We start from the raw sequence: 19,533 nt of genomic DNA on the forward strand, positions 1-19,533 counted from the left end.
GCCAGGCCCTCAATCCAGCTTCACCACCAGCTTGCCGAAGTTGTGCCCCTTCAGCAGCCCGAAGAACGCCTCCGGCGCCTTCTCCAGCCCTTCCACCACATCCTCGCGGTACTGGATGCGGCCTTCGCGCAGCCACTGCGGCATCTCGCGTTCGAAGTCCGGCCACAGGTGGTTGAAGTCGTGCACGATGAAACCACGCACGATCAGGCGCTGGCGCAGGATCTGGCTGAACAGTGCCGGCAACCGGTCCGGGCCAGGCTGCTCGACGCCGCGCTCGTTGTAGGTGGCGATGGTGCCGCACACCGGAATGCGGGCGAAGTCGTTGAGCAGCGGCAGCACTGCATCCAGCACATGGCCACCGACATTCTCGAAGTACACGTCGATGCCCGCAGGCACCGCCGCGCGCAGCTGGGCGGCGAAATCAGCGGCGCGATGATCCAGCGCCACGTCCACGCCCAGCGTCTGCAGATAGGCACGTTTGGCCTCGCCACCGGCGATGGCGACCACGCGCGCGCCCTGCAGCTTGGCCAGCTGGGCCACGGTCGCGCCCACCGGCCCGGTCGCGGCAGCCACCACCAGCGTCTCGCCCGGCTTCAGGCGTGCGATTTCATGCAGGCTGGAATAGGCGGTGAAACCCGGCATGCCATACACGCCCAGCGCCGCACTGAGCGGCAGCCCGGCCGGATCCAGACGGCGCCCCAGCGCCTTGGCCGGCAGCACCGCGTGGGTCTGCCAGCCCCCCGGCGCCAGCACCAGCTCGCCCGCGGTTACGTCCTCGGCCTTGGATTGCAGCACCTCGGCCACGGTCTGGCCTTCCATCACCGCCCCGACCGCCACCGGCGCGGCATACGACGGGCCCTCGTCCATGCGTCCTCGCATGTACGGGTCCAACGAAAGGTAGCGGTTGCGCAGCAGCACGTCGCCATCGGCCAGTGCCGGCAGCGCAACCTGTTCCAGGCGGAAATTGGCTGCACTCGGCGCCCCCTGCGGACGCGACGCCAGCACGATGCGGGAGGTGGTAGAGGAATCGGACATGGTCGGGTCTCTGCTGTTGCCAGCGTCGGGAAAGGACTGCCGACACTACGCCGCAGCCATCCCCGATGGCGGCCACGAAAACAGCGTTCCATTGCCCGGACCGGCGCGGGTCCAGCGCAGCCCTTGCCCTTGCAGCTTTGGCGATCGCGGCGACCTGCTGATTTCCACCGCAGACGATGATCGACTGGTCACGCCCCGCCCACGACGGAGGATCAAGCACTTGCGAGCGCGCAGACGGCAATGTGAAGAAATCTTGGCAAAACGCTTGCCGAAGGCAGCCGACCTCCGTAATATACGCGTCCTTGGCAGCGACCTCGCTGCAACGAAACATGTGGCCGAGTAGCTCAGTTGGTAGAGCAGGGGATTGAAAATCCCCGTGTCGGCGGTTCGATTCCGTCTTCGGCCACCACTTTCGAAGGCCTGCAGAAATGCGGGTCTTTTTTTTCCGGAAACCGCATTCACCGCGGTCGCCACACAATTTGGCCGAGTAGCTCAGTTGGTAGAGCAGGGGATTGAAAATCCCCGTGTCGGCGGTTCGATTCCGTCTTCGGCCACCATCTTCAGAGACCTGCAGAAATGCAGGTCTTTTTTTGTTCGCGCTTCGCGCAAGCGGCGGCCACCGCCGCCCGGTTGACGAAACATTTACACCGGCATGCGCGGCGGCACCTACGCTCCAGACTCCTGCCTGGAGCCTGCCGATGCCTCTGCGCCCCGCCCTGCTCGCCTGCCTGCTGCTGGCCGCCTTCCCGGTGATCGCCGCCGAACCGGTGCGCGCGGTCGAAACGCTGGACATCGACCGCTACGCAGGCCAATGGCACGAAATCGCGCACCTGCCGGTGTCGTTCCAGAAGCAGTGCGTGGGCGAGATCACTGCCAACTACGGGCTGCGCCGCGACGGCCGCATCAGCGTCACCAATGCCTGCCGCAATGGCGAGGGCGAACGCGTGGTCGCCGAAGGCGTGGCACGCTTGGTGGCCGGACACCCCGGCCAACTGCAGGTGCGCTTCGTGCCCGACTGGCTGAGCTGGGTCCCCCTGGTCTGGGCCGACTACTGGGTGCTGGCGCTGGACCCGGACTATCAGTGGGCGCTGGTTGGTGAACCGGACCGCAAGTACCTGTGGATCCTCTCGCGGCTGCCGGAAATGGATCGCGCCCGGTTCGAACAGTTGAAAGCCAAGGCCGAGGCCATGGGCTACGACCTCGGCCCGCTGCGGCTGATGGCACCGTTGCGCGATACGCCCGCCGACTGAACCGCCCCGCATCGGGCGCATTCCGCGCGCCCGATCCAGCGTTGCGCACGCCCGGCCGCCATCTTCACGCGCTACCCTCTGCGACGGGTCGCCACAGGCGATCCACAAAACCATACGCCGTAGTATGCTTACCCCAACGCACCCCCTCCAGAGGACTTGCGCCCATGCTCCACCGTTTCCGTACCGCCTTGATCGTCCTGTGCACCCTCGCCCTTGTTGCCTGCAACAACGGCATCGTCAAGCGTGTTTCGGAACCGGCAGCCAGCCTGCAGCAGCTGACCGTACGTGCCGACGGCAACTGGACCGTGGCCCTGCGCCTGCAGAACTTCAGCTCGATGCCGATGACCTTCGATGACGTCGCGCTGGCGCTGACCGTCGGCGACAACGACGCTGGCACCCTGCAGGTCAAGCCCGGCATCTCCATCGGCGGCACCTCCGCCGACGTCATCAATGTCGACCTCGTGCCCAGCTCGGCCGCGCGCCTGGTGGTGGCCGACGCGCTGGCCAGCAACCGCACCCTGGCCTATGGCCTGAAGGGAACGGTGGCGGCCACACCGCAGGAAAAGAAGCAGCGCAGCTTCGACATCAGCAGCCGCAGCACCCTCAACCAGGCCCCCGGCCTGCCCGGCGTGCTGCGCTGAACCCGCCTTTCGTCGCGGCGCCCGGCGCCGCTCTCCCCCTGCCCTGATCAAATCGAGACGTACCGATGAGCAGCTACACCGCCCCGCTTTCCGACCTCCGTTTCGCCCTGCACGACGTGCTCAAGGTCGAACCCCTGTTCGCCCGCCTGGGCTTCACCGACGCCACCGCCGACGTGGTCGATGCCGTGCTGGAAGAAGCCGGCCGCTTCAGCGCCACCGTGCTGGCCCCGCTCAACAGCGTCGGCGACGAGATCGGCTGCGTGCTCGACCAGGCCACCGGTGAAGTGACCACCCCGCCCGGCTTCAAGCAGGCCTACGACCAGTTCGTCGATGGCGGCTGGACCGGCCTGACCGCCTCGCCGGAGCTGGGCGGCCAGGGCCTGCCGCACACCCTGGGCGTGCCGCTCAACGAAATGATCAACGCCGCCAACCTGGCATGGGGTAACTTCCCGCTGCTCTCGCATGGCGCCATCGAAGCGCTGAAGCAGCACGGCGAGGCCTGGCAGCACGAGGCTTTCCTCAAGCCGCTGATCGAAGGCCGCTGGACCGGCACCATGTGCCTGACCGAACCGCACTGCGGCACCGACCTGGGCCTGCTCAAGACCAAGGCCGAGCCGAACGCCGATGGCAGCTATTCGATCACCGGCACCAAGATCTTCATCACCGCCGGCGAGCATGACCTGACCGGCAACATCGTGCACCTGGTGCTGGCCAAGCTGCCCGACGCCCCTCCGGGCGCCAAGGGCATCTCGCTGTTCGTCACCCCGAAGTTCAAGGTCGACCGCGAGGGCAACGTCGGCGAGCGCAACGCACTGCGCTGCGGCTCGATCGAGCACAAGATGGGCATCAAGGGGTCGGTCACCTGCGTGATGAACTTCGATGGTGCGCAGGGCTACCTCGTCGGCCAGCCGCACAAGGGCCTGCAGGCGATGTTCACCATGATGAACACCGCGCGCCTGGGCGTCGGCCTGCAGGGCATCGGCCTGTCCGAGCGCGCCTACCAGAACGCACTGAAGTACAGCCGTGAGCGCCTGCAGTCGCGCGCCCTGAGCGGCGCCAAGTTCCCGGACAAGCCGGCCGACCCGATCCTGGTCCACCCGGATGTGCGCCGCATGCTGCTGACGGTGAAGTCGCTGGTCGAAGGCAGCCGCCTGCTGGCGCTGCACGCGGCCACCCTGATCGACGTCGCCCACCACGCCGAGGATGCCGCCGAGCGCGAGCGCGCCGACACCCTGGTGAGCTTCCTGACCCCGATCTCCAAGGCCTGCCAGACCGAATGGGGCATCGAGAACACCTACAACGCCCTGCAGTGCTTCGGTGGCCACGGCTACATCCGCGAACACGGCATGGAACAGCTGGCCCGCGATGCACGCATCACCACGCTGTATGAAGGCACCACCGGCATCCAGGCGCTGGACCTGATCGGCCGCAAGACCGCGTCCAGCCAGGGCGCCGGCCTGAAGCTGATGCTGGCCGAGATCGAAGCCTTCGCCAAGGAACACGAGGGCAACGAAGCGCTGGCCGAGTTCATCGGCCCGCTGCGCGCCAAGGCCGCCGAATGGGGCAAGCTGACCCTGGACGTGCTGCAGCGCGCGGCCGCCAACCCCGACGAACTGGGCGCGGCCAGCTACGACTACCTGTTCTATTCGGGTTACGTGGTACTGGCCTACTGGTGGGCCCGCAGCGTGGCCGCCGCCGACGCCAGCGCGCACGGCGCCGCCTTCGCCCAGGGCAAGCGCGAGACCGCACGGTTCTACTTCGCCCGCGTGCTGCCGCGCACGCTCAGCCACGCCGCCGCGATCCAGGCCGGCGCCGCCCCGCTGATGGCCATGGACGACGAGCGCTTCGGCGCCTGAGCCGGGCTGCGCCCGGCACCCGCGGTAGTGCCGGCCGCTGGCCGGCAACCGCAACAGCAACAGCTGCATCCCGATGAATGGCTGGGCGGCGTGGGCTGGCAGGACACGCCGTAAACCCATCCATGGGGGCTCGATGGCGCCATCCATGGCGCCAACGGTCCTGCCACCCCACACCGCCCGGGCCTCTGACAGGTTCACTCGGCTGATGGCAGGTGTCGACCTTGGTCGACACGGCAGATCCACGCCACGCGTGGATGGAAACCACCGGGATCTCTCTGGAGAAGAGCCCCCCTTTGTTAAGGGGGGCGCGCCAACGGCGCGGGGGCTAGGAGGGATGCGTGGGCATCCCAACCCGCCGACGGCGGGCTGGGATGCCGAATGCGCGGACCTGAATCATTGCGATTTGGGTATCGCCCTCCAGGCGATACCCAAATCGCAATGATTCAGGTATAAGCTGTTCTCCCGATGGAGACAGACACTACACGCTTGGGTCTGATCGAAGCCGGAGCTCCGTTTTCTGCTCCGGGCGCCGAAGCATCGCCCAACGCCACGACGCTGCATCGCCCCGGTTCGGTCCGGCTGCTCTCGCTTGATGCCCACGGACGCGTACTGGACTGGATCACCTGGCAGGACGCGGCGTGCCTCTACGCACGCGAAGCGGTGGCCTGGACGCTCGGCGATCCCTGCCTGCACATCCATGGCGGCACCAACCGCTTCAGCGGCCTGCAGAGCGGCATGGACCTGCACCCGATTATCGCCGCCCGCGGCCATGCCCGCTCGCGCGCGATCGACCCGACGCCGAACCTGACCAACCAGGCCCTGTTCGCCCGCGACGCCCATCTGTGCATGTACTGCGGCCAGCAGTTCAGCCGCCCCACGCTCACCCGCGACCATGTCATGCCGCTGTCCAAGGGCGGCCTGGACTGCTGGGAAAACGTGGTCACCGCCTGCTTCCACTGCAATTCGCGCAAGAGCGACCGTACCCCGCAGCAGGCCGGCATGCCCCTGCTGGCGGTGCCCTACCGGCCCAGCTGGATCGAGCACCTGATCCTGTCCAACCGCAACATCCTGGCCGACCAGATGGCCTTCCTGAAGGCGCAATTGCCCAAGCGGTCGAAACTGAGCACCTGAACGCCCGAAAATGCAACCCTCACCGTCCTGTCACGGGCGGCGGCGTTTGCTTGCCCCACCCCCGTTTGAGGGCGAAAATGGGCGTTCAGAAAAAGTGCGAACATGATGATCGACTCTGCCCGCTATCCCCGCCTCGCGCGCATCCAGACGCCGGATGACCTGCGCACGTTCGACGAATCCGAATTGAGGGCGGTTGCTGACGAACTGCGCGCCTACCTCATCGAATCGGTGGGCAAGAGCGGCGGCCACTTCGCCGCCGGCCTGGGCGTGATCGAGCTCACCGTGGCCCTTCACTACCTGTACCAGACGCCGCACGACCAGCTGGTCTGGGACGTCGGCCATCAGACCTACCCGCACAAGATCCTCACCGGCCGCCGCGACGAGATCCACACCGTCAAGCAGAAGGACGGCGTCGCGCCGTTCCCGAAGCGCGAGGAAAGTGAGTACGACACCTTCGGCGTCGGCCACTCCTCGACCTCGATCTCGGCCGCACTCGGCATGGCCATCGCCCGCCAGTCCGAAGGCGACGACCGCAAGGTCGTGGCGGTGATCGGCGACGGCGCGATGACCGCCGGCATGGCGTTCGAAGCGCTGATGCATGCCGGCGGCATGGAGCCGGAACCGAACCTGCTGGTGATCCTCAACGACAACAACATGTCGATCTCCGAGGCCGTGGGCGGCCTGACCAAGATGCTGGGACGCGCCACCGGCAGCCGCACGCTCAACGCACTGCGCGAAGGCGGCAAGAAGATCCTCGGTGACAAGAAGAACAACCCGGCGCGCTTCGTGAAGCGCTGGGAAGAACACTGGAAGGGCATGTTCGTGCCCTCCACGATGTTCGAGGAAATGGGCTTCCACTACACCGGCCCGATCGACGGCCACGACATGCCTGCCCTGCTGTCCACGCTGAAGACGCTGCGCGCCTCCAAGGGCCCGAAGCTGCTGCATGTGATGACCACCAAGGGCAAGGGCTACGAGCCGGCCGAAGGCGACCAGATCGGTTACCACGCCGTGGGCCCGTTCGATCCGGACAAGGGCCTGGTGGCCAAAGCCGGGGCCAAGAAGCCGACCTATACCGATGTATTCAGCGACTGGCTGTGTGATGCCGCCGCCGCCGAGCCGCGCCTGTACGGCATCACCCCGGCAATGCGCGAAGGCTCAGGCCTGGTGCGCTTCAGCAAGGAATACCCGCAGCGCTACTTCGACGTGGCGATCGCCGAGCAGCACGCGGTCACCCTCGCCGCCGGCATGGCCACCCAGGGTGGCAAGCCGGTGGTGGCGATCTATTCCACCTTCCTGCAGCGCGCGTACGACCAGCTGGTGCACGACGTGGCGATCCAGGACCTGGACGTGCTGTTTGCGATCGATCGCGCCGGCGTGGTCGGCCCGGACGGCGCAACCCACGCCGGCAACCTCGACCTGAGCTTCCTGCGCTGCGTGCCGAACCTGGTGGTGATGGCACCGTCCAATGAAGCCGAGTGCCGGCAGATGCTCAGCACCGGCCTGCAGCACCCGGGCCCGGCCGCCGTACGCTACCCGCGTGGCACCGGCACCGGCGTTGCGGCCGGTACCGACCTGTCGACCCTGCCGATCGGAAAGGGCGAGCTGCGCCTGCAGGGCAGCCGCATCGCCCTGCTCGCCTTCGGCAGCACCGTGGCCGCCGCTGAGCAGGTCGGCCGCGAACTGGGCCTGAGCGTGGTCAACATGCGCTTCATCAAGCCACTGGATCGCGAGCTGGTGCTGGCCATGGCCGCCCAGCACGAGGGCTTGGTCACGATCGAAGACAACGTGGTGGCCGGTGGCGCCGGTTCCGGCGTCGGTGAACTGCTCAATGCCGAAGGCGTGCTGCGTCCGATCCTGCACCTGGGCCTGCCCGACAGCTATCAGCACCACGCCAGCCGCGAGGACCTGCTGGCCGAAGCCGGCATCGACGCGGCCGGCATCCGCGCTGCTGTGCTCAAGCGCTGGCCGCAGCTGGCCGCAGGTATCCCGCCGCTCAGCGCGGCAGGCTGAGGCCGATCGCCACCCGGTAGATTCACACAGGGCGCAATGGGCGCGGACAGAGTCCGCACCCTTCAGGCTCGAAACGCGTAGATCCACGCCATGCGTGGATGGCGGAACTCCGCAGGCCTGCCTCGGCAGGCACCCGCCCTCAGCCGTAACTGACCGCTTCGACGAATGCGCCGCTGGCTTCCACGCGCACGGCCGCACGCTGACCGGTGTCGACAAAGTGCAGGCGGGCCAGGGTCTCGGCGAAGTCATAGGCACGGGCGCCATCGCGGAACTCGATCGGCTCCGGCCGGTCCGGATGCAGCACGCGCCACTGGCGCTGTTCGCATTGCAGGCGGATCAACATGCAGCTCACTCCTTGAGGCAGCGTATCGATGGCGGCGCGATGCCCATGCCGGCTACGGCACACGGCATCGCTGGGATTCAGGGCACGCAACGTGCCCTGATCGCAGACAATACGGCGTTCAAAATGTGAGCTGTATCAGATTATTCTGATTTTCACGGGACAGAGCGCGGAATGCTCAGTTCACCTGGAACTGCGCCCGGCAGCCATCGCTGACCCAGATGCCACGGCGATCCCAGCCCCAGCTCTGGCCTTCGATACAGGCGCTGCGCGAGTCCTGGCGGATCAGGCGTACACCCCGGCGGATGCGGGCATCGCAGTACTCCTGGCGATGACCATTGGAGTGGCAGGTGACGACATCGCCGCCGCCCCACCCATTGCCATTACCCCAGCCACCGCCATTGCCGCCCCAGCCGCCACCGCGGCGGTACTCACCCACGAATTCGGCACGGCACCCCTGTGTGACCCAGACGCCATTGCGCGACTGGCCCCAGGTTTCGCCTTCCACACAGGGCGAACCGGACAGCTGGCGGATCAACCGCGCGCGGCCGTCCAGGCGGCACTCATTGCTGCGGTTCTTGACCGACTCGCAGCGCACGATGCCACTGCCATCGCGGCCGCCATAGCGGTCGTCGTCATAGCCGTAGCCATAGCTCTGCGCCTGGGCGCCACCGGCAGCCGCCAGCATCGGCAACAGGGTGCAGGCCAGGGTGCGCCAGGTGAGTGCCTTGCCCATCGAGATCTCCAGATGAATACGATGGCGCAAGCATCCGGGATTCACGGCCCGCCGCACAGAGGGGGGCGCAACGGCAGTTTTTCCCCATTCAAACAACGCAACCGGACCTGACTGGACCGCTGTGAGCTCATGGGCTCCCGTTTGCTGCCCCACTGGCCATGCCACCGGCATTGCCCAGGCGTTCCTCGAACGCATAGGCGAACAGCTCGGCATCATTGCTGATGCCCAGTTTCCTCATCGCCGAAATGCGTTGCCGGCTGATGGTACTGACGGTGCGCCGCAGCTGCCCGGCGATCTCTGTGATCGAAGGCCCCGACACATACAGCCGCAGAACTTCCAGCTCCTTGGGCGACAACACCGAAAGCGATCGCTCGCGCCCACCCTCCTGCAGGCAGTGCGCCAACTGGGGGTCCAGGTAGATCCCCCCGCTCAACACGGTATCGACCGCCTTGCGGGTGCCATCCACGCAACTGCACTTCCACACCAGTCCGCGCACACCGGTACGCATGGCCATGTTCAAGGTGGTGGCATTGGTGACCATCGTGACCAGGATCACCGGCACCTTGGGGTAATTGCGACTCAACGCCTGCAGCATCGCCTGGCCGTCCGAGCGGCCGACATCCGGCATCGAAAAATCAGTCACCACCAGATCCACCGGCTCTTCGGCCAGGATGGCCAGCAGGCTTTCTGCACATCGCGCCTCCGCCACCACGCGATGGTGCCCACCGGCCTCGATCACGATGCGCGTGCCAAGCAGGACCAGTGGATGATCATCCGCGATGGCAATTCGAGTGAGCATGCTGATTACCCGTCAATAGTCACGCCGCAGTGCGCAGTGGAGACGCTAGTAATCATTCCAGGTTACGTCAACTTAATAATCGCTCGCTGCAATTGATTTCATCGAAGCATAAACATCCGGCCAATTCCATTTGTTGCAGAGAGCATCAAAAACACGAATGGCACTGCAGCTTTCCCAATAGTTTCATTCCAGAAAGCCAGGAGGACCGCTTACAAAGTCACCTCCGATCACTCGCTGCCCTGGACATCCCATGGTCCGTTTCCGTCGTCAACCGTTTGAGGATCTGCAAGAGCCCTTTGAAGCAGAGCCCCTGGCGCCGGCCGCATTGCCAACTGCCGCATTGCCGTTCGTACAGCAGTTGCGCCTGCACCTGGCAAGCGATGGCGCGCTGCCACGGCGTTCGGCCCATGCCGCGATCATTCATGACGGGGCCACCGTGTGCTGGCTGGACGCCAGGAACGACCGGATGATGACCACCGCACCCGCGCCGATCACGCTGACACTGCTGCAGAGACTACTGGGCGACGCAGACCCTCGGCTGAGCCTGGTACCGGTGACACAGGAGGTCTTCGTGCAGCGTGCAACGGTGTGCAGCAATGTTCCGCTGCGCTTGACGCTATGGAACGTTGCCCTGGTCACGGACGGCCGCGGCGTGCCGATCCCGCCCCTGCAGGACGGCACGAAGTTGCGCCTCCGGCGTTGGCCAGACTTCCGCATCCTCGCCCATCGTCCCGACCACTTCCGACTGTGCGCGCTGCTGATCAAGCAGGGCGCGTCCGTGCGGGCATGCTGCGACATCCTCGATCTGCCACGCCAAATCGTGCAGTCGTTCTTCAACGCAGCGTTCCTCACCGCCTATGCCTTTCCCGTTGTGGGCGAGGACGCACCCGTGCGCTCCTCGCCCGCCGACGGCCTCGTCAATCTGTGGCGACAACTTCGCATCCGCTGGAGTGCATGACCGTGCGTGAGCACAAGATCGTAGTGATGGGCCCACTCGGCGCGGGCAAGTCCACCCTCGTGCAGACCCTGACCCGGGGCACGGCCGTGGTGACGGAAGCCCGCAATACCGACCCTACCGTGGGCAAGCAATACACCACCGTGGCGATGGACTATGGCGACATCGACCTGCCAGGCGGCGACCGCCTGCGCCTGTACGGATCGCCGGGGCAGGAACGCTTCTCCTACATCTGGCCGATCCTGCTGGCCGGTGCAGAAGGTGCCATCGTCCTGATCGATGGCAGCGCCAGCGTGGGCGCCACGCTGGCCGGGCGGCATCTGAGAGCCATCGCCGACAGCGCACCGGGCCTGCCCGTGGTCATCGGCTTCACCCGATGCGGCAGCACCGATGATCCGGTACAGCCGCACTGGCAGGACTGGTTGCAGGACCATGCGCCACACCTGCCGGCATTGCCGCTGGACCCACGCGACATGGCACAGGCCGTCATTGCGATGGACCTGCTGATGAGCCAGATCGAATGCAACGCCATGGCGGCCACCCATGAATGACATCGGCCACACTTCGGCACTCGACGCGCTGGTACACGATGTCACCGGTATCCAGGCGCTCGTCGTTGCCAGCACTGATGGTTTCGCACTGGCCCAGGCCGGCCCGAAGAGTCATGTCGCCGATCGCCTGGCCGCGATGACCAGCTCGATGCTCGGCCTGGCCAGTGCGCTGGGTCGCGAACTGCACTTCGGCGAACTCGACACACTCATCCTCGATGCCGCCAACGGCAAGGTACTGATGCTCGCCATTCCAGGAAATCAACCGCGCCTGCTGATGACCGCATGCGACCACAGCTGCGTCATCGGCAACGTGCTGTGGCATGCCAAGCAGTGCGTGCGCGCATTGGCCAACACCCCGACCTGATACATGCCCCTCTCAGTACTCAGACGCCTCTTCACCCCCTCACACCCGCAACGGACCACTGAAATGAATATCGCCATCAACAAATGCCTGGACACGCTCATGCAGATCAACGGCGCGCAAGCCGTCGCCCTGGTCGACTTCGAAAGCGGCATGCTGCTGGGTGACGCCGGCTCGGGCGTGGACATGGAACTGGCGGCAGCCGGAAACACCGAGGTGCTGCGCGCCAAGATGAAGACGGCCGAAGCGCTGAACCTCAACGACAACATCGAAGACGTGCTGATCACTCTGGGTCGGGCGTACCACGTGCTGCGCCCGGTGTCGGCCAAGAAGGGCCTGTTCTTCTATGTGGTACTGGACCGGCAGAAGGCCAACCTTGCCCTCGCCCGGCGCATCGTACTGGACGTGGAAAGTTCGCTGGCGCTGTAACGCGAGGCAACGATAGACAGGGGATCGGAATGCCGGGGCTGCTCTGGGGAGAGCGGCCCCGGCCTGCAGTTGCGCCGCGCGCCCTTCTCAACCGCAGGAGCTGCCGTCCATGCGCCCTCGATCAACCACCCAGGCGACACATCACCCGCGGCACTACCGACGATGGACTTTGGTCAGCATCGTCGCCGGACTGACAGCCATCTACGCACTACTGCTGTGTGCGCCCCGCCTGGATGACGATGCCAGCCGAACCCGGCTTCGCGATGCGGCCAACGTGCTGGGCGGCGCCATCGCCGCCGTGGAAAACAGCTACGCCGAAGGTGATCTCACCGTGACCGACCCGCACCTCGGCCTGCCTGCCAGCGCCGCACACTGCGCGCGCCTGCGTGCATCGCTGCCCGATACCGGCCGCGCAGTGCTGACCTGTGATCTACACCAGGAGGGCAGCGTGCGATGGCGGCGAACCCCTGCGGGCGAATGGAGATGCACTGCAAGCACGGCCGATGTGCATGCAGTGCCGACGCCGTGCCCCACGGAGCTACGGCGTACTTTCTGATTAATTGCAAAACAATCGTGCAGTTACTCAACAGGTTCGACTTTACCAGTTCTTGAATATACCCACTGCTGCACACGTGATTTTCTATGGCTGCGCCGCGAATGATCGCTTCGTGGCCGAACCCAGGAAACCGCCATGTCACAGAGGATTATCATGAATACCGTACCCGGCCCGACACCCCGCGCAGGCACAGGCCCATCCCGGCAGAAGGGTTTTTCCCTTGTTGAGCTCATGGTGGTGGTGGCGATCATCGGGATTCTCGCGATGATTGCCCTGCCGCAGTATCAGCGGTTCTCGGCCAAGGCAAAGCTGGCTGGCGCGCTCGCGGAGGTCGCCGGCGGGAAAGTTGGCGTCGAATCCCTATTGGCTGAGGGCAGCGATATCACAACGCCTGCATCGATTGGCCTGCCCGAGACCAGTTCCCGCTGCGATGCGATTGCGGTAACGACCGATGTCACCAACGGAGCTACGAGCATCAACTGCGAGCTCAAGAACGACGCTGCAATCGGCAGTGGCAACCTGACCTTGGATCGCGACTCGGAGGGCGTCTGGCTCTGCAGGAGCGACATCTCTGACCAGAGCCTGCTTCCCCAGGGCTGCCAGGCCTGATCACGGGCGCATGCCACTGCGCGGACTGCTCAACCTGCCCACAGTCGCATGCGCCTTTCCATTGCGTGCGCCATCCACGATTCAACGTTGATTTCCTGATGCAGGAACCGATGAAAAAGAAAATATCAAAGGCTGGCTGCGGATCGAATCACGCACACCACCAGCGCGGATTCTCTCTGATCGAACTCATGGTGGTCCTGGCCATCATCATGATTCTCTCGCTGATCGCAGTCCCGCAATACAAGAAGTTCTCTACCCGATCCAAGCTGGCGGCGGCCCTGGCCGAACTGGCCGGCGGGAAGGCGGGAGTAGAGGCGTGGCTGGCCGAACGGGGTGATCTCTATGGCTCAGACAACCGCAAGCTGGGACTACCGGAGAGCAGTGAGCGCTGTGAAACCATCGCAACACGTATTCGTGCGGATGGCGGCCTCGAGATCGATTGCCTGCTGCGATTCGACACTGGCTACAACGTGGGGACATGGCGAAACAACCTGGTGCTGATCAGGGACTCGGGCAGCCATGAATGGCGCTGCTGGACTGCCATCCCCTATTACGACCTCCTGCCCAAAGGCTGTGGCCCCGACAATCCGTAGCCTGCATGCACACACTTCAAGCTGTTGACGCTTCGCCACTCCATTCAGGCAGCGGCGCCTGCGAAAGCCGGTCAGCCCCGGCCCCCACCCTCGTCATCGCCGATGCAAATCCCTGGGTCCGACGCGAACTGATACACAGCGCCCTCCCCTACCTGGGCGGTAAAGCCCTCGGCGAAGCACGCTCGCCCGCAGAGGTCCTGACCCAGATCGCCAGCCCGCGATGCAAGGCACTGATCATCGATCCCTGCATGCCGACTGTGGGCCAGGTCGACGGCATGCCACTGCTGCGCCGCATCTGCTGCCTGCGCAGGGATCTGCTCATCCTCGTCCTGGCCCAACAACCCTTGCGCGTATTGCAGGATCGCGCCCTGCCGGCGCAGATCGGTCATGTCTATGCCAAGACGGTCAATCCATCGTGGCTGAGCCATTTCGTAAGCCAGGCAGTGCGCGAGGGATCATCTGGCGTTACGCCACCGGCGCAGGATTCAGCCCGATAGCCGGCCCGGAGGCAATCGCCAACGCCTCGAAGTGCACGGCATCCACGCTGCTGCCCAGCGCCTCCACGCGCACCGTGCTGCGCTGGCCGGTCCGGCGATGGTGGGCGCTGGCCCGGCCAACCGCGGCGTCGAACGCTGCGGCGCCGGTGTTGAATGCTTCGGCCAGGCCCGCAGCGGGGTCCAACAGGGACCACTGCGCGGCACTGCACTTGACGGTAATGACCATGGGAGGCTCCTTGTGGGAAAAGGCGCAGGGCGCTTGCCCTTCTGCTGATGACGTCACCCTAGCCAGCCCATCAGGGTGGTCCCATCAGATAAGTACGAAAAACCCGCGCCAGTGCGTCAGAACCCCACCCTCGTCACATCCCTGAGCCCGTTTAGCCCGTTCATTTCGTGATCCTTGTCACGGAGTCAGCCTGACTTCACACTATCGTCATCAACAGGGGCCCCTTCCACATGCGCACCTTCTTCTCACAGCAGCGCTGGACGTTGCTGAAGTTCTATTTCGTGGCCAGCTATCTGATCCTGATCGAAGAGCTGGTCCGCGCCGCCGTGCACTGAGCGCTTGCCGCTAGGGTATTTGCGACACAAACTGTCGCTTTAGGCACGGAGCCCGCCCGATGAAAGCGCTATTTCTGATTCCCGCCCTGCTGGTGCTGTCCGCCTGTGCCAGCCCGGACAAGGCGGCGACCGCGCGTGCCGATGCCAACGCGACGTCGACGGCCACGCCCGTGGTGGGTGGTGATCGCGATGCGCATGGCTGCATCGGTTCAGCCGGCTACCAGTGGTGCGAGCACAGCCAGCGCTGCGAGCGTCCCTGGGAGCTGGCACAGGCACAGGGCCTGGCCAACACCGCCGAGGCCATCGACGCGTACTGCGCCACGCCGGCCAGCCCGGCGCGCAAGTGAGCACGCTCCGTCATGGCTGAATTGAGTCCCCTGCCCGACCTCGCCCGTGGCCGGTATCGCCACTTCAAGGGCGGCGAGTACGAAGTAATCGACATCGTCCGCAGCAGCGAGACACTGGAACCGCTGGTGCTGTACCGCGCCCTGTATGGCGAAGGCGGCCTGTGGGTGCGCCCCTACCCGATGTTCATCGAACAGGTGCCCGGCGAGCACGGCCCACAGCCCCGCTTCGCACGCGTCGACGGTTGAATCCACGCTGCCGGCCCGGGTCGGCAGCCACGGCGCGGTGGCAGGCCTGCGCTACAATCGTACCGTCCAGTCGGTTTCTTCCCGCCCATGTCCGCATCCCCTTCCCGTTCGCGCCGCAAGGCGCCCGACAGCGTGCGCCAGTCATTGCTGCAGGCCACCATCACAGTGATCGGCCAGCATGGACTGGCGGCACTGACCGTACAGGATGTCGCACGCGCGGCCGGGGTCAGCAAAGGCGCGTTGTTCCACCATTTCAGCAGCAAGCAGGTGCTGGTCGATGAAGCCATCGCCACACTCATCGCCGACTTCGAAGCGCAGGTGCGCGGCCTGATGGAAGGCAGCCCCCGCCATGGCTGCTTCAGCCGCGCCTACGTACGAGCCAACTTCGATCACCTGCTGCAGCAGGAGCGGGACAACGACATCGGCCTGACCCTGGGCAACATGCTCGAACCCGCCCTGCTTGCCCAGTGGGGCGCATGGCTGCGACGCATGCTGGCTGAATTCCCTGATGAAGCCTCCGACCCGCGCCTGTATGCAGCGCGCTGCGTGGCCGACGGCTACTGGGCCACCGCCTACGGTCGTCCGCTGGATGAAGAAGAACGCCTCAATGCACTGGCCATGGCCGAGCAGGCCCTCAAGCTGTGCGACCCGCAGTGACCCGGAGCCCGCGATGAACCCCTATATCTACTTGGCTGCGGCCATCGTGCTGGAAGTGATTGCCACGTCGCTGCTGAAAGCCTCAGACGGCATGAGCCGGCTGTGGCCGACACTTGGCGCACTGGTCGGCTACGGACTGTGCTTCTACCTGCTGTCGGTGACCATGAAATCGATACCGACCGGCATTGCCTACGCCATCTGGTCCGGCGTCGGCATCGTGCTGATCTCGCTGATCGGCCTGGTGGTGTTCAAGCAGCGCCTGGATGCACCGGCGCTGATCGGCATCGGCCTGATCTGTGCCGGCGTGCTGGTGATCAACCTGTTCTCGCGCAGCAGCGCGCACTGAACCCGCTGCTGCGCGACAGGCGCTAGCTGACCTTCTTGGCCACGCTCATGCCGATCAGGAACAGCACCACGGCGATGATGATGCCGGCCCAGAACAGGAACTTGGCGATGCCCACGGCGGCACCGGCAATGCCGCCGAAGCCCAGCACGCCCGCGATGATGCCGATGATGGCAAAGATGATGGCCCACTTGATCATGTCAGTCCTTTCCCCGCAGGGAATGCAAACGGTGTGATCAGGCTAGGCCGCCGCCGATGCGGCAGTCGTGAACAGGCCGCGTGCGCGGCGTGAATCAGCGCGGCCGGAAGCGCAGCAGGGCCACTGCGAAGGCCAGGAACACGCTCCCCACCAGCCGCTCGAACCAGCGCCGTGCGAAGGGTTTGGCCAACCAACGGCGCAGGCCATGGCCACCGGCGGCATACATCACGTACCAGAACAGTTCGCAGGTCGCGAAGGTCGCTACCAGCACGCTGTACTGCACGGCCTGGCTGCGCGACGGGTCGACGAACTGCGGCAGGAACGCTGCCGCGAACAACAACAACTTGGGGTTGCTCAGGCCAACCCACAGGCCGCCGCGGAACACCGTCCCCGCGCCGTGCACCGGCGCCAGCACGACCTCTGCATCGTTGGTCACCGGCGGTGCCGGCCGGGTGCTGTCACGCCACGCCTTGATGCCCAGCCAGGCCAGGTAGGCCACGCCGAGATAGCGCAGCACCTCGAACAGCATCGGCGAAGAATGCAGCAATGCGCTCAGGCCCGCAGCGGATGCGGCCAGCACCAGCAGCATCGCCAGCAGGCAGCCGGCCATCGCCGGCACGCTGCCACGAAACCCCAGCCCGACGCTGCGGCCAAGGATATGCAGCATGTTCGGCCCGGGCGTCCCGCACAGCACGAAGACCGTGGCCAGGAACCACCACCAGGTATGCAAGGCCATGCCGGTTTCCACTTCAGAAGACGGCACCAGCATAGGGCACCCATGCAGGATGCGGCACATACAGCGTGCGGTGGATGCGACGGTTACAGATGCCGGCGCCCGTGCACGGCATCACCATGGTCTTCTGTGCTGCAATGGTCCCCTCTGGCATGGAGCAGTGCATGAAGACCCTCGGCCTGATCGGCGGCATGAGCTGGGAAAGCTCGGCGCAGTACTACCGGCTCATCAACGAGGCGGTGCGGCATCGCCTCGGTGGAGCGCACTCGGCGCAACTGCTGCTGTGGTCGGTCGATTTCGCCCCGATCAAGCAGTTGCAGCATGACGGCGACTGGGATGCGCTGGGCGACCATATGGCCGACGCCGCACGACGCCTGCAGGCCGGTGGCGCCGAGCTGCTGGTGATCTGCACCAACACCATGCACACGCTGGCCAGTCGGATCGAAGCCGAGTGCCCGCTGCCTCTGCTGCATATCGCCGACCCGACCGCCGCTGCGATCCTCCAGGCTGGCATCCGCAAGGTGGGGCTGCTCGGCACTGCCTTCACCATGGAGCAGGCGTTCTACCGCGACCGGCTGCAGGAGCGTTTCGGACTGCAGGTACTGGTTCCGGAGGCCGATGATCGCCGTAGCGTGCACGACATCATCTACCAGGAACTGATCGCCGGCGTGGTCAGCGAACACTCGCGGCAGGTCTATGCAGGCGTGATCGCCCGCCTGGTCACGCGCGGTGCCGAAGCGATCATCCTCGGCTGTACCGAGATCATGCTGCTGGTGCGCCCCGAAGACAGTGCGGTGCCGCTGTTCGACACCACCACCCTGCACGCGCTTGCGGCGGTGGACGCAGCGCTGGCCTGACCCTGCGCGCTGTCAGCCCTCGCCCTGCACTTCCAGTGCGGTGATCAGCCAATCGACCACCGCCTGTGAATCACACAGGAAGAAGATGGCATCGCCCGAACGCGCTTCGGTCAGCAGCCGATAGACGGTGATCGCCACCGCCGACTGGTTGGCGATGAACACTTCCGGGCTGCGCGGCCCCTCGCTGTGGCCGGCCACGGCATGCAGCGCCTTGCGCGCAGCCACGGTGGCGGCCGGGTCTGCGCTGCGGGTCAGTTCCGGCCCGCGCAGGCCCCACGCAATGAACACATGCTTGCCCTTGAACGTGGTGTCCAGGACACGCACCTGCCCGGCCTCTGCGCCAGCCGAGCGATGAATGACGGTACTGCTGATCAACGCAACCCCCTGTGGTCGTCGTGGTCCGCGCATCCTCCTCCACAAGCCGGCTGCACGCCAGTGACGGCAACCACAGGCGGTGCCGGCAAGCGTGGGAGACATGTAAGAAGGTGTAAGCCGATGCGATCGGATGTGCAGCGATGATAAGGGATGTAAGGCCCTGCATGGGCCCGTGCGCACTACTAAATCCCCACTGAGCCAGCGCCGGAACGATCCGTTCCGACAGCCTCGGGCTGGTCCATTCTTGCGGCCCGTTCCCCTGCCGAGGCTCTCCATGACCCATCGCCTGCTGCTGCCGATCGCCGCCTCTTCCCTGGCCCTGCTGCTGGCCGCCACCACGGTGGCCGCCCAGGATTACGACAGCGATCACATTCCGCCGCTGCGCTGCGAGTCGCAGTTCAACAAGACCCAGCAGTGCCCGATCGAAGGCCGCATGCGCCTGGCCAGGCAGCTGTCGGTCACCCGCTGCGTCGAGGACAGGAACTGGGGCCAGAGCCGCCGCATGCTCTGGGTCACCGACGGCTGTCGCGCCGAGTTCGTGGCCGACGAACATGGACGCGGCCGCTGGCCGGGGCGCGGCCGGGATGGTGACCGCGACGACGACGGCGAGCGCCTGGTCTGCGAGTCCTACGAGCAGAAGGACAAGGAATGCCGCATCCGCGTGCGTCGCGAGGTGCGCCTGGTCAAGCAGAAATCGGTGACCCCCTGCATCGAGGACCGCAACTGGGGCTGGGACCGACGCGGCGTGTGGGTCAGCGATGGCTGCCGTGCAGAGTTCCGTGTGTATTGACTGCCGTCCACACGCTGGCTGCGGCGGATCGGCAGGCACGGCCGAGGTGATCGATAGACTGGGCGCACCCACC

The 19,533-nt window shown here is 65.6% G+C and carries 27 protein-coding genes and 2 tRNA genes; 20 read left to right on the forward strand and 9 right to left on the reverse strand.

What is annotated here, in order from left to right; genetic code table 11:
• Positions 1-9: 9 nt before the first annotated feature.
• Entirely contained in the window at positions 10-1,035 is a 1,026-nt protein-coding gene (locus tag ACZK1G_RS15480; protein ID WP_101765833.1) for an NADP-dependent oxidoreductase, read from the reverse strand.
• A gap of 333 nt (positions 1,036-1,368) precedes the next feature.
• On the opposite strand from ACZK1G_RS15480, the gene ACZK1G_RS15485 reads away from it, so the two are divergent.
• The 7 genes from ACZK1G_RS15485 to dxs all read left to right on the forward strand — a co-directional run bounded on the left by ACZK1G_RS15485 (position 1,369) and on the right by dxs (position 7,926).
• Positions 1,369-1,444: transfer RNA gene (locus ACZK1G_RS15485), tRNA-Phe, on the forward strand.
• A gap of 72 nt (positions 1,445-1,516) precedes the next feature.
• Positions 1,517-1,592, forward strand: a tRNA-Phe gene (locus ACZK1G_RS15490).
• A gap of 141 nt (positions 1,593-1,733) precedes the next feature.
• A complete protein-coding gene (locus tag ACZK1G_RS15495; protein ID WP_101765834.1) occupies positions 1,734-2,285 on the forward strand; it encodes a lipocalin family protein in 552 nt (183 codons plus the stop codon).
• 164 nt (positions 2,286-2,449) lie between these two features.
• A complete protein-coding gene (locus tag ACZK1G_RS15500) occupies positions 2,450-2,926 on the forward strand; it encodes an LEA/WHy family protein (RefSeq protein WP_101765835.1) in 477 nt (158 codons plus the stop codon).
• A 65-nt stretch (positions 2,927-2,991) separates the two neighbouring features.
• Positions 2,992-4,782 (forward strand): acyl-CoA dehydrogenase C-terminal domain-containing protein, encoded by a 1,791-nt coding sequence (locus ACZK1G_RS15505; RefSeq protein WP_099551910.1) that lies wholly within the window; start codon positions 2,992-2,994, stop codon positions 4,780-4,782.
• A 465-nt stretch (positions 4,783-5,247) separates the two neighbouring features.
• Positions 5,248-5,913 carry an HNH endonuclease gene (locus ACZK1G_RS15510; protein ID WP_032956174.1) on the forward strand — a complete coding sequence of 222 codons (666 nt, stop codon included), beginning with the start codon at positions 5,248-5,250 and terminating at the stop codon, positions 5,911-5,913.
• 105 nt (positions 5,914-6,018) lie between these two features.
• Entirely contained in the window at positions 6,019-7,926 is a 1,908-nt protein-coding gene (gene dxs / locus ACZK1G_RS15515) for a 1-deoxy-D-xylulose-5-phosphate synthase (RefSeq protein WP_101766429.1), read from the forward strand.
• A 139-nt stretch (positions 7,927-8,065) separates the two neighbouring features.
• Here the strand turns inward: dxs and ACZK1G_RS15520 are convergent, their stop codons facing one another.
• From ACZK1G_RS15520 to ACZK1G_RS15530, 3 genes are all read right to left on the reverse strand, one after another.
• Positions 8,066-8,269, reverse strand: coding sequence for a hypothetical protein (locus ACZK1G_RS15520; RefSeq protein WP_005417823.1), 204 nt, complete (start codon positions 8,267-8,269; stop codon positions 8,066-8,068).
• Between the two features lie 175 nt (positions 8,270-8,444).
• Entirely contained in the window at positions 8,445-9,002 is a 558-nt protein-coding gene (locus ACZK1G_RS15525; protein WP_005417825.1) for a DUF3011 domain-containing protein, read from the reverse strand.
• A gap of 127 nt (positions 9,003-9,129) precedes the next feature.
• Positions 9,130-9,801, reverse strand: coding sequence for a response regulator (locus ACZK1G_RS15530; protein WP_101765836.1), 672 nt, complete (start codon positions 9,799-9,801; stop codon positions 9,130-9,132).
• A 250-nt stretch (positions 9,802-10,051) separates the two neighbouring features.
• On the opposite strand from ACZK1G_RS15530, the gene ACZK1G_RS15535 reads away from it, so the two are divergent.
• The 7 genes from ACZK1G_RS15535 to ACZK1G_RS15565 all read left to right on the forward strand — a co-directional run bounded on the left by ACZK1G_RS15535 (position 10,052) and on the right by ACZK1G_RS15565 (position 13,855).
• Positions 10,052-10,759: a hypothetical protein gene (locus tag ACZK1G_RS15535; RefSeq protein WP_101765837.1), complete on the forward strand. Its 708-nt coding sequence runs from the start codon at positions 10,052-10,054 to the stop codon at positions 10,757-10,759.
• Positions 10,756-11,307: a GTP-binding protein gene (locus ACZK1G_RS15540; RefSeq protein ID WP_101765838.1), complete on the forward strand. Its 552-nt coding sequence runs from the start codon at positions 10,756-10,758 to the stop codon at positions 11,305-11,307. Before ACZK1G_RS15535 ends, ACZK1G_RS15540 begins: the two co-directional genes overlap by 4 nt.
• Complete coding sequence (locus ACZK1G_RS15545; protein ID WP_101765839.1) at positions 11,300-11,671, forward strand: roadblock/LC7 domain-containing protein; 372 nt, start codon at positions 11,300-11,302, stop codon at positions 11,669-11,671. Before ACZK1G_RS15540 ends, ACZK1G_RS15545 begins: the two co-directional genes overlap by 8 nt.
• 63 nt (positions 11,672-11,734) lie before the next feature.
• A complete protein-coding gene (locus ACZK1G_RS15550; protein WP_014037914.1) occupies positions 11,735-12,097 on the forward strand; it encodes a hypothetical protein in 363 nt (120 codons plus the stop codon).
• Positions 12,098-12,206: 109 nt separating this feature from the next.
• Positions 12,207-12,653 carry a pilin gene (locus ACZK1G_RS15555; protein ID WP_101765840.1) on the forward strand — a complete coding sequence of 149 codons (447 nt, stop codon included), beginning with the start codon at positions 12,207-12,209 and terminating at the stop codon, positions 12,651-12,653.
• 153 nt (positions 12,654-12,806) lie between these two features.
• A complete protein-coding gene (locus ACZK1G_RS15560; RefSeq protein WP_101766430.1) occupies positions 12,807-13,262 on the forward strand; it encodes a pilin in 456 nt (151 codons plus the stop codon).
• Positions 13,263-13,360: 98 nt separating this feature from the next.
• Complete coding sequence (locus ACZK1G_RS15565; RefSeq protein ID WP_119006557.1) at positions 13,361-13,855, forward strand: pilin; 495 nt, start codon at positions 13,361-13,363, stop codon at positions 13,853-13,855.
• 71 nt (positions 13,856-13,926) lie between these two features.
• On the opposite strand, the gene ACZK1G_RS15570 is transcribed toward ACZK1G_RS15565, so the two are convergent.
• Together ACZK1G_RS15570 and ACZK1G_RS15575 are read right to left on the reverse strand one after the other, a co-directional pair.
• Positions 13,927-14,244, reverse strand: coding sequence for a hypothetical protein (locus ACZK1G_RS15570; RefSeq protein ID WP_197621975.1), 318 nt, complete (start codon positions 14,242-14,244; stop codon positions 13,927-13,929).
• Between the two features lie 76 nt (positions 14,245-14,320).
• The gene (locus tag ACZK1G_RS15575; RefSeq protein WP_101765843.1) at positions 14,321-14,578 is read right to left on the reverse strand and encodes a hypothetical protein; all 258 of its coding nucleotides are present in this window, start codon (positions 14,576-14,578) and stop codon (positions 14,321-14,323) included.
• Between the two features lie 394 nt (positions 14,579-14,972).
• Here ACZK1G_RS15575 and ACZK1G_RS15580 point away from each other — a divergent pair, with 394 nt between their 5' ends.
• The 4 genes from ACZK1G_RS15580 (at position 14,973) to ACZK1G_RS15595 (ending at position 16,509) form a co-directional block, all read left to right on the forward strand.
• Positions 14,973-15,260, forward strand: coding sequence for a hypothetical protein (locus tag ACZK1G_RS15580; protein ID WP_101765844.1), 288 nt, complete (start codon positions 14,973-14,975; stop codon positions 15,258-15,260).
• A 12-nt stretch (positions 15,261-15,272) separates the two neighbouring features.
• Entirely contained in the window at positions 15,273-15,506 is a 234-nt protein-coding gene (locus ACZK1G_RS15585; protein ID WP_101765845.1) for a DUF1653 domain-containing protein, read from the forward strand.
• An 87-nt stretch (positions 15,507-15,593) separates the two neighbouring features.
• Positions 15,594-16,163 carry a TetR/AcrR family transcriptional regulator gene (locus tag ACZK1G_RS15590; RefSeq protein ID WP_101765846.1) on the forward strand — a complete coding sequence of 190 codons (570 nt, stop codon included), beginning with the start codon at positions 15,594-15,596 and terminating at the stop codon, positions 16,161-16,163.
• A gap of 13 nt (positions 16,164-16,176) precedes the next feature.
• Positions 16,177-16,509: an SMR family transporter gene (locus ACZK1G_RS15595; RefSeq protein ID WP_075677169.1), complete on the forward strand. Its 333-nt coding sequence runs from the start codon at positions 16,177-16,179 to the stop codon at positions 16,507-16,509.
• Between the two features lie 22 nt (positions 16,510-16,531).
• On the opposite strand, the gene ACZK1G_RS15600 is transcribed toward ACZK1G_RS15595, so the two are convergent.
• On the reverse strand, positions 16,532-16,705 hold the full coding sequence (locus tag ACZK1G_RS15600; RefSeq protein WP_005417836.1) for a DUF1328 domain-containing protein: 174 nt from the start codon (positions 16,703-16,705) through the stop codon (positions 16,532-16,534).
• A gap of 94 nt (positions 16,706-16,799) precedes the next feature.
• Positions 16,800-17,441, reverse strand: a complete 642-nt coding sequence (locus ACZK1G_RS15605) for a LysE family translocator (protein ID WP_101766431.1) — start codon at positions 17,439-17,441, stop codon at positions 16,800-16,802.
• Positions 17,442-17,602: 161 nt separating this feature from the next.
• On the opposite strand from ACZK1G_RS15605, the gene ACZK1G_RS15610 reads away from it, so the two are divergent.
• Positions 17,603-18,295 (forward strand): aspartate/glutamate racemase family protein, encoded by a 693-nt coding sequence (locus ACZK1G_RS15610; protein ID WP_101765847.1) that lies wholly within the window; start codon positions 17,603-17,605, stop codon positions 18,293-18,295.
• Positions 18,296-18,307: 12 nt separating this feature from the next.
• On the opposite strand, the gene ACZK1G_RS15615 is transcribed toward ACZK1G_RS15610, so the two are convergent.
• Positions 18,308-18,703, reverse strand: a complete 396-nt coding sequence (locus ACZK1G_RS15615) for a hypothetical protein (protein ID WP_014037929.1) — start codon at positions 18,701-18,703, stop codon at positions 18,308-18,310.
• Between the two features lie 241 nt (positions 18,704-18,944).
• Here ACZK1G_RS15615 and ACZK1G_RS15620 point away from each other — a divergent pair, with 241 nt between their 5' ends.
• Positions 18,945-19,460, forward strand: coding sequence for a DUF3011 domain-containing protein (locus tag ACZK1G_RS15620; protein WP_087923176.1), 516 nt, complete (start codon positions 18,945-18,947; stop codon positions 19,458-19,460).
• Positions 19,461-19,533 lie beyond the last annotated feature (73 nt).

It is taken from the genome of Stenotrophomonas sp. 109824_Sma (genome assembly GCF_056480025.1).

Coding starts and splice junctions, on each gene's coding strand:
- ACZK1G_RS15570 (WP_197621975.1), bottom strand. CDS start 14,244: ATGACCGATCTGCGCCGGCAGGGCGCGATCCTGCAATACGCGCAAGGG.
- ACZK1G_RS15595 (WP_075677169.1), top strand. CDS start 16,177: ATGAACCCCTATATCTACTTGGCTGCGGCCATCGTGCTGGAAGTGATT.
- ACZK1G_RS15620 (WP_087923176.1), top strand. CDS start 18,945: ATGACCCATCGCCTGCTGCTGCCGATCGCCGCCTCTTCCCTGGCCCTG.
- dxs (WP_101766429.1), top strand. CDS start 6,019: ATGATCGACTCTGCCCGCTATCCCCGCCTCGCGCGCATCCAGACGCCG.
- ACZK1G_RS15520 (WP_005417823.1), bottom strand. CDS start 8,269: ATGTTGATCCGCCTGCAATGCGAACAGCGCCAGTGGCGCGTGCTGCAT.
- ACZK1G_RS15610 (WP_101765847.1), top strand. CDS start 17,603: ATGAAGACCCTCGGCCTGATCGGCGGCATGAGCTGGGAAAGCTCGGCG.
- ACZK1G_RS15495 (WP_101765834.1), top strand. CDS start 1,734: ATGCCTCTGCGCCCCGCCCTGCTCGCCTGCCTGCTGCTGGCCGCCTTC.
- ACZK1G_RS15545 (WP_101765839.1), top strand. CDS start 11,300: ATGAATGACATCGGCCACACTTCGGCACTCGACGCGCTGGTACACGAT.
- ACZK1G_RS15555 (WP_101765840.1), top strand. CDS start 12,207: ATGCGCCCTCGATCAACCACCCAGGCGACACATCACCCGCGGCACTAC.
- ACZK1G_RS15565 (WP_119006557.1), top strand. CDS start 13,361: ATGCAGGAACCGATGAAAAAGAAAATATCAAAGGCTGGCTGCGGATCG.
- ACZK1G_RS15550 (WP_014037914.1), top strand. CDS start 11,735: ATGAATATCGCCATCAACAAATGCCTGGACACGCTCATGCAGATCAAC.
- ACZK1G_RS15605 (WP_101766431.1), bottom strand. CDS start 17,441: ATGGCCTTGCATACCTGGTGGTGGTTCCTGGCCACGGTCTTCGTGCTG.
- ACZK1G_RS15590 (WP_101765846.1), top strand. CDS start 15,594: ATGTCCGCATCCCCTTCCCGTTCGCGCCGCAAGGCGCCCGACAGCGTG.
- ACZK1G_RS15480 (WP_101765833.1), bottom strand. CDS start 1,035: ATGTCCGATTCCTCTACCACCTCCCGCATCGTGCTGGCGTCGCGTCCG.
- ACZK1G_RS15500 (WP_101765835.1), top strand. CDS start 2,450: ATGCTCCACCGTTTCCGTACCGCCTTGATCGTCCTGTGCACCCTCGCC.
- ACZK1G_RS15615 (WP_014037929.1), bottom strand. CDS start 18,703: ATGCGCGGACCACGACGACCACAGGGGGTTGCGTTGATCAGCAGTACC.
- ACZK1G_RS15580 (WP_101765844.1), top strand. CDS start 14,973: ATGAAAGCGCTATTTCTGATTCCCGCCCTGCTGGTGCTGTCCGCCTGT.
- ACZK1G_RS15525 (WP_005417825.1), bottom strand. CDS start 9,002: ATGGGCAAGGCACTCACCTGGCGCACCCTGGCCTGCACCCTGTTGCCG.
- ACZK1G_RS15560 (WP_101766430.1), top strand. CDS start 12,807: ATGAATACCGTACCCGGCCCGACACCCCGCGCAGGCACAGGCCCATCC.
- ACZK1G_RS15505 (WP_099551910.1), top strand. CDS start 2,992: ATGAGCAGCTACACCGCCCCGCTTTCCGACCTCCGTTTCGCCCTGCAC.
- ACZK1G_RS15510 (WP_032956174.1), top strand. CDS start 5,248: ATGGAGACAGACACTACACGCTTGGGTCTGATCGAAGCCGGAGCTCCG.
- ACZK1G_RS15535 (WP_101765837.1), top strand. CDS start 10,052: ATGGTCCGTTTCCGTCGTCAACCGTTTGAGGATCTGCAAGAGCCCTTT.
- ACZK1G_RS15540 (WP_101765838.1), top strand. CDS start 10,756: ATGACCGTGCGTGAGCACAAGATCGTAGTGATGGGCCCACTCGGCGCG.
- ACZK1G_RS15585 (WP_101765845.1), top strand. CDS start 15,273: ATGGCTGAATTGAGTCCCCTGCCCGACCTCGCCCGTGGCCGGTATCGC.
- ACZK1G_RS15600 (WP_005417836.1), bottom strand. CDS start 16,705: ATGATCAAGTGGGCCATCATCTTTGCCATCATCGGCATCATCGCGGGC.
- ACZK1G_RS15530 (WP_101765836.1), bottom strand. CDS start 9,801: ATGCTCACTCGAATTGCCATCGCGGATGATCATCCACTGGTCCTGCTT.
- ACZK1G_RS15575 (WP_101765843.1), bottom strand. CDS start 14,578: ATGGTCATTACCGTCAAGTGCAGTGCCGCGCAGTGGTCCCTGTTGGAC.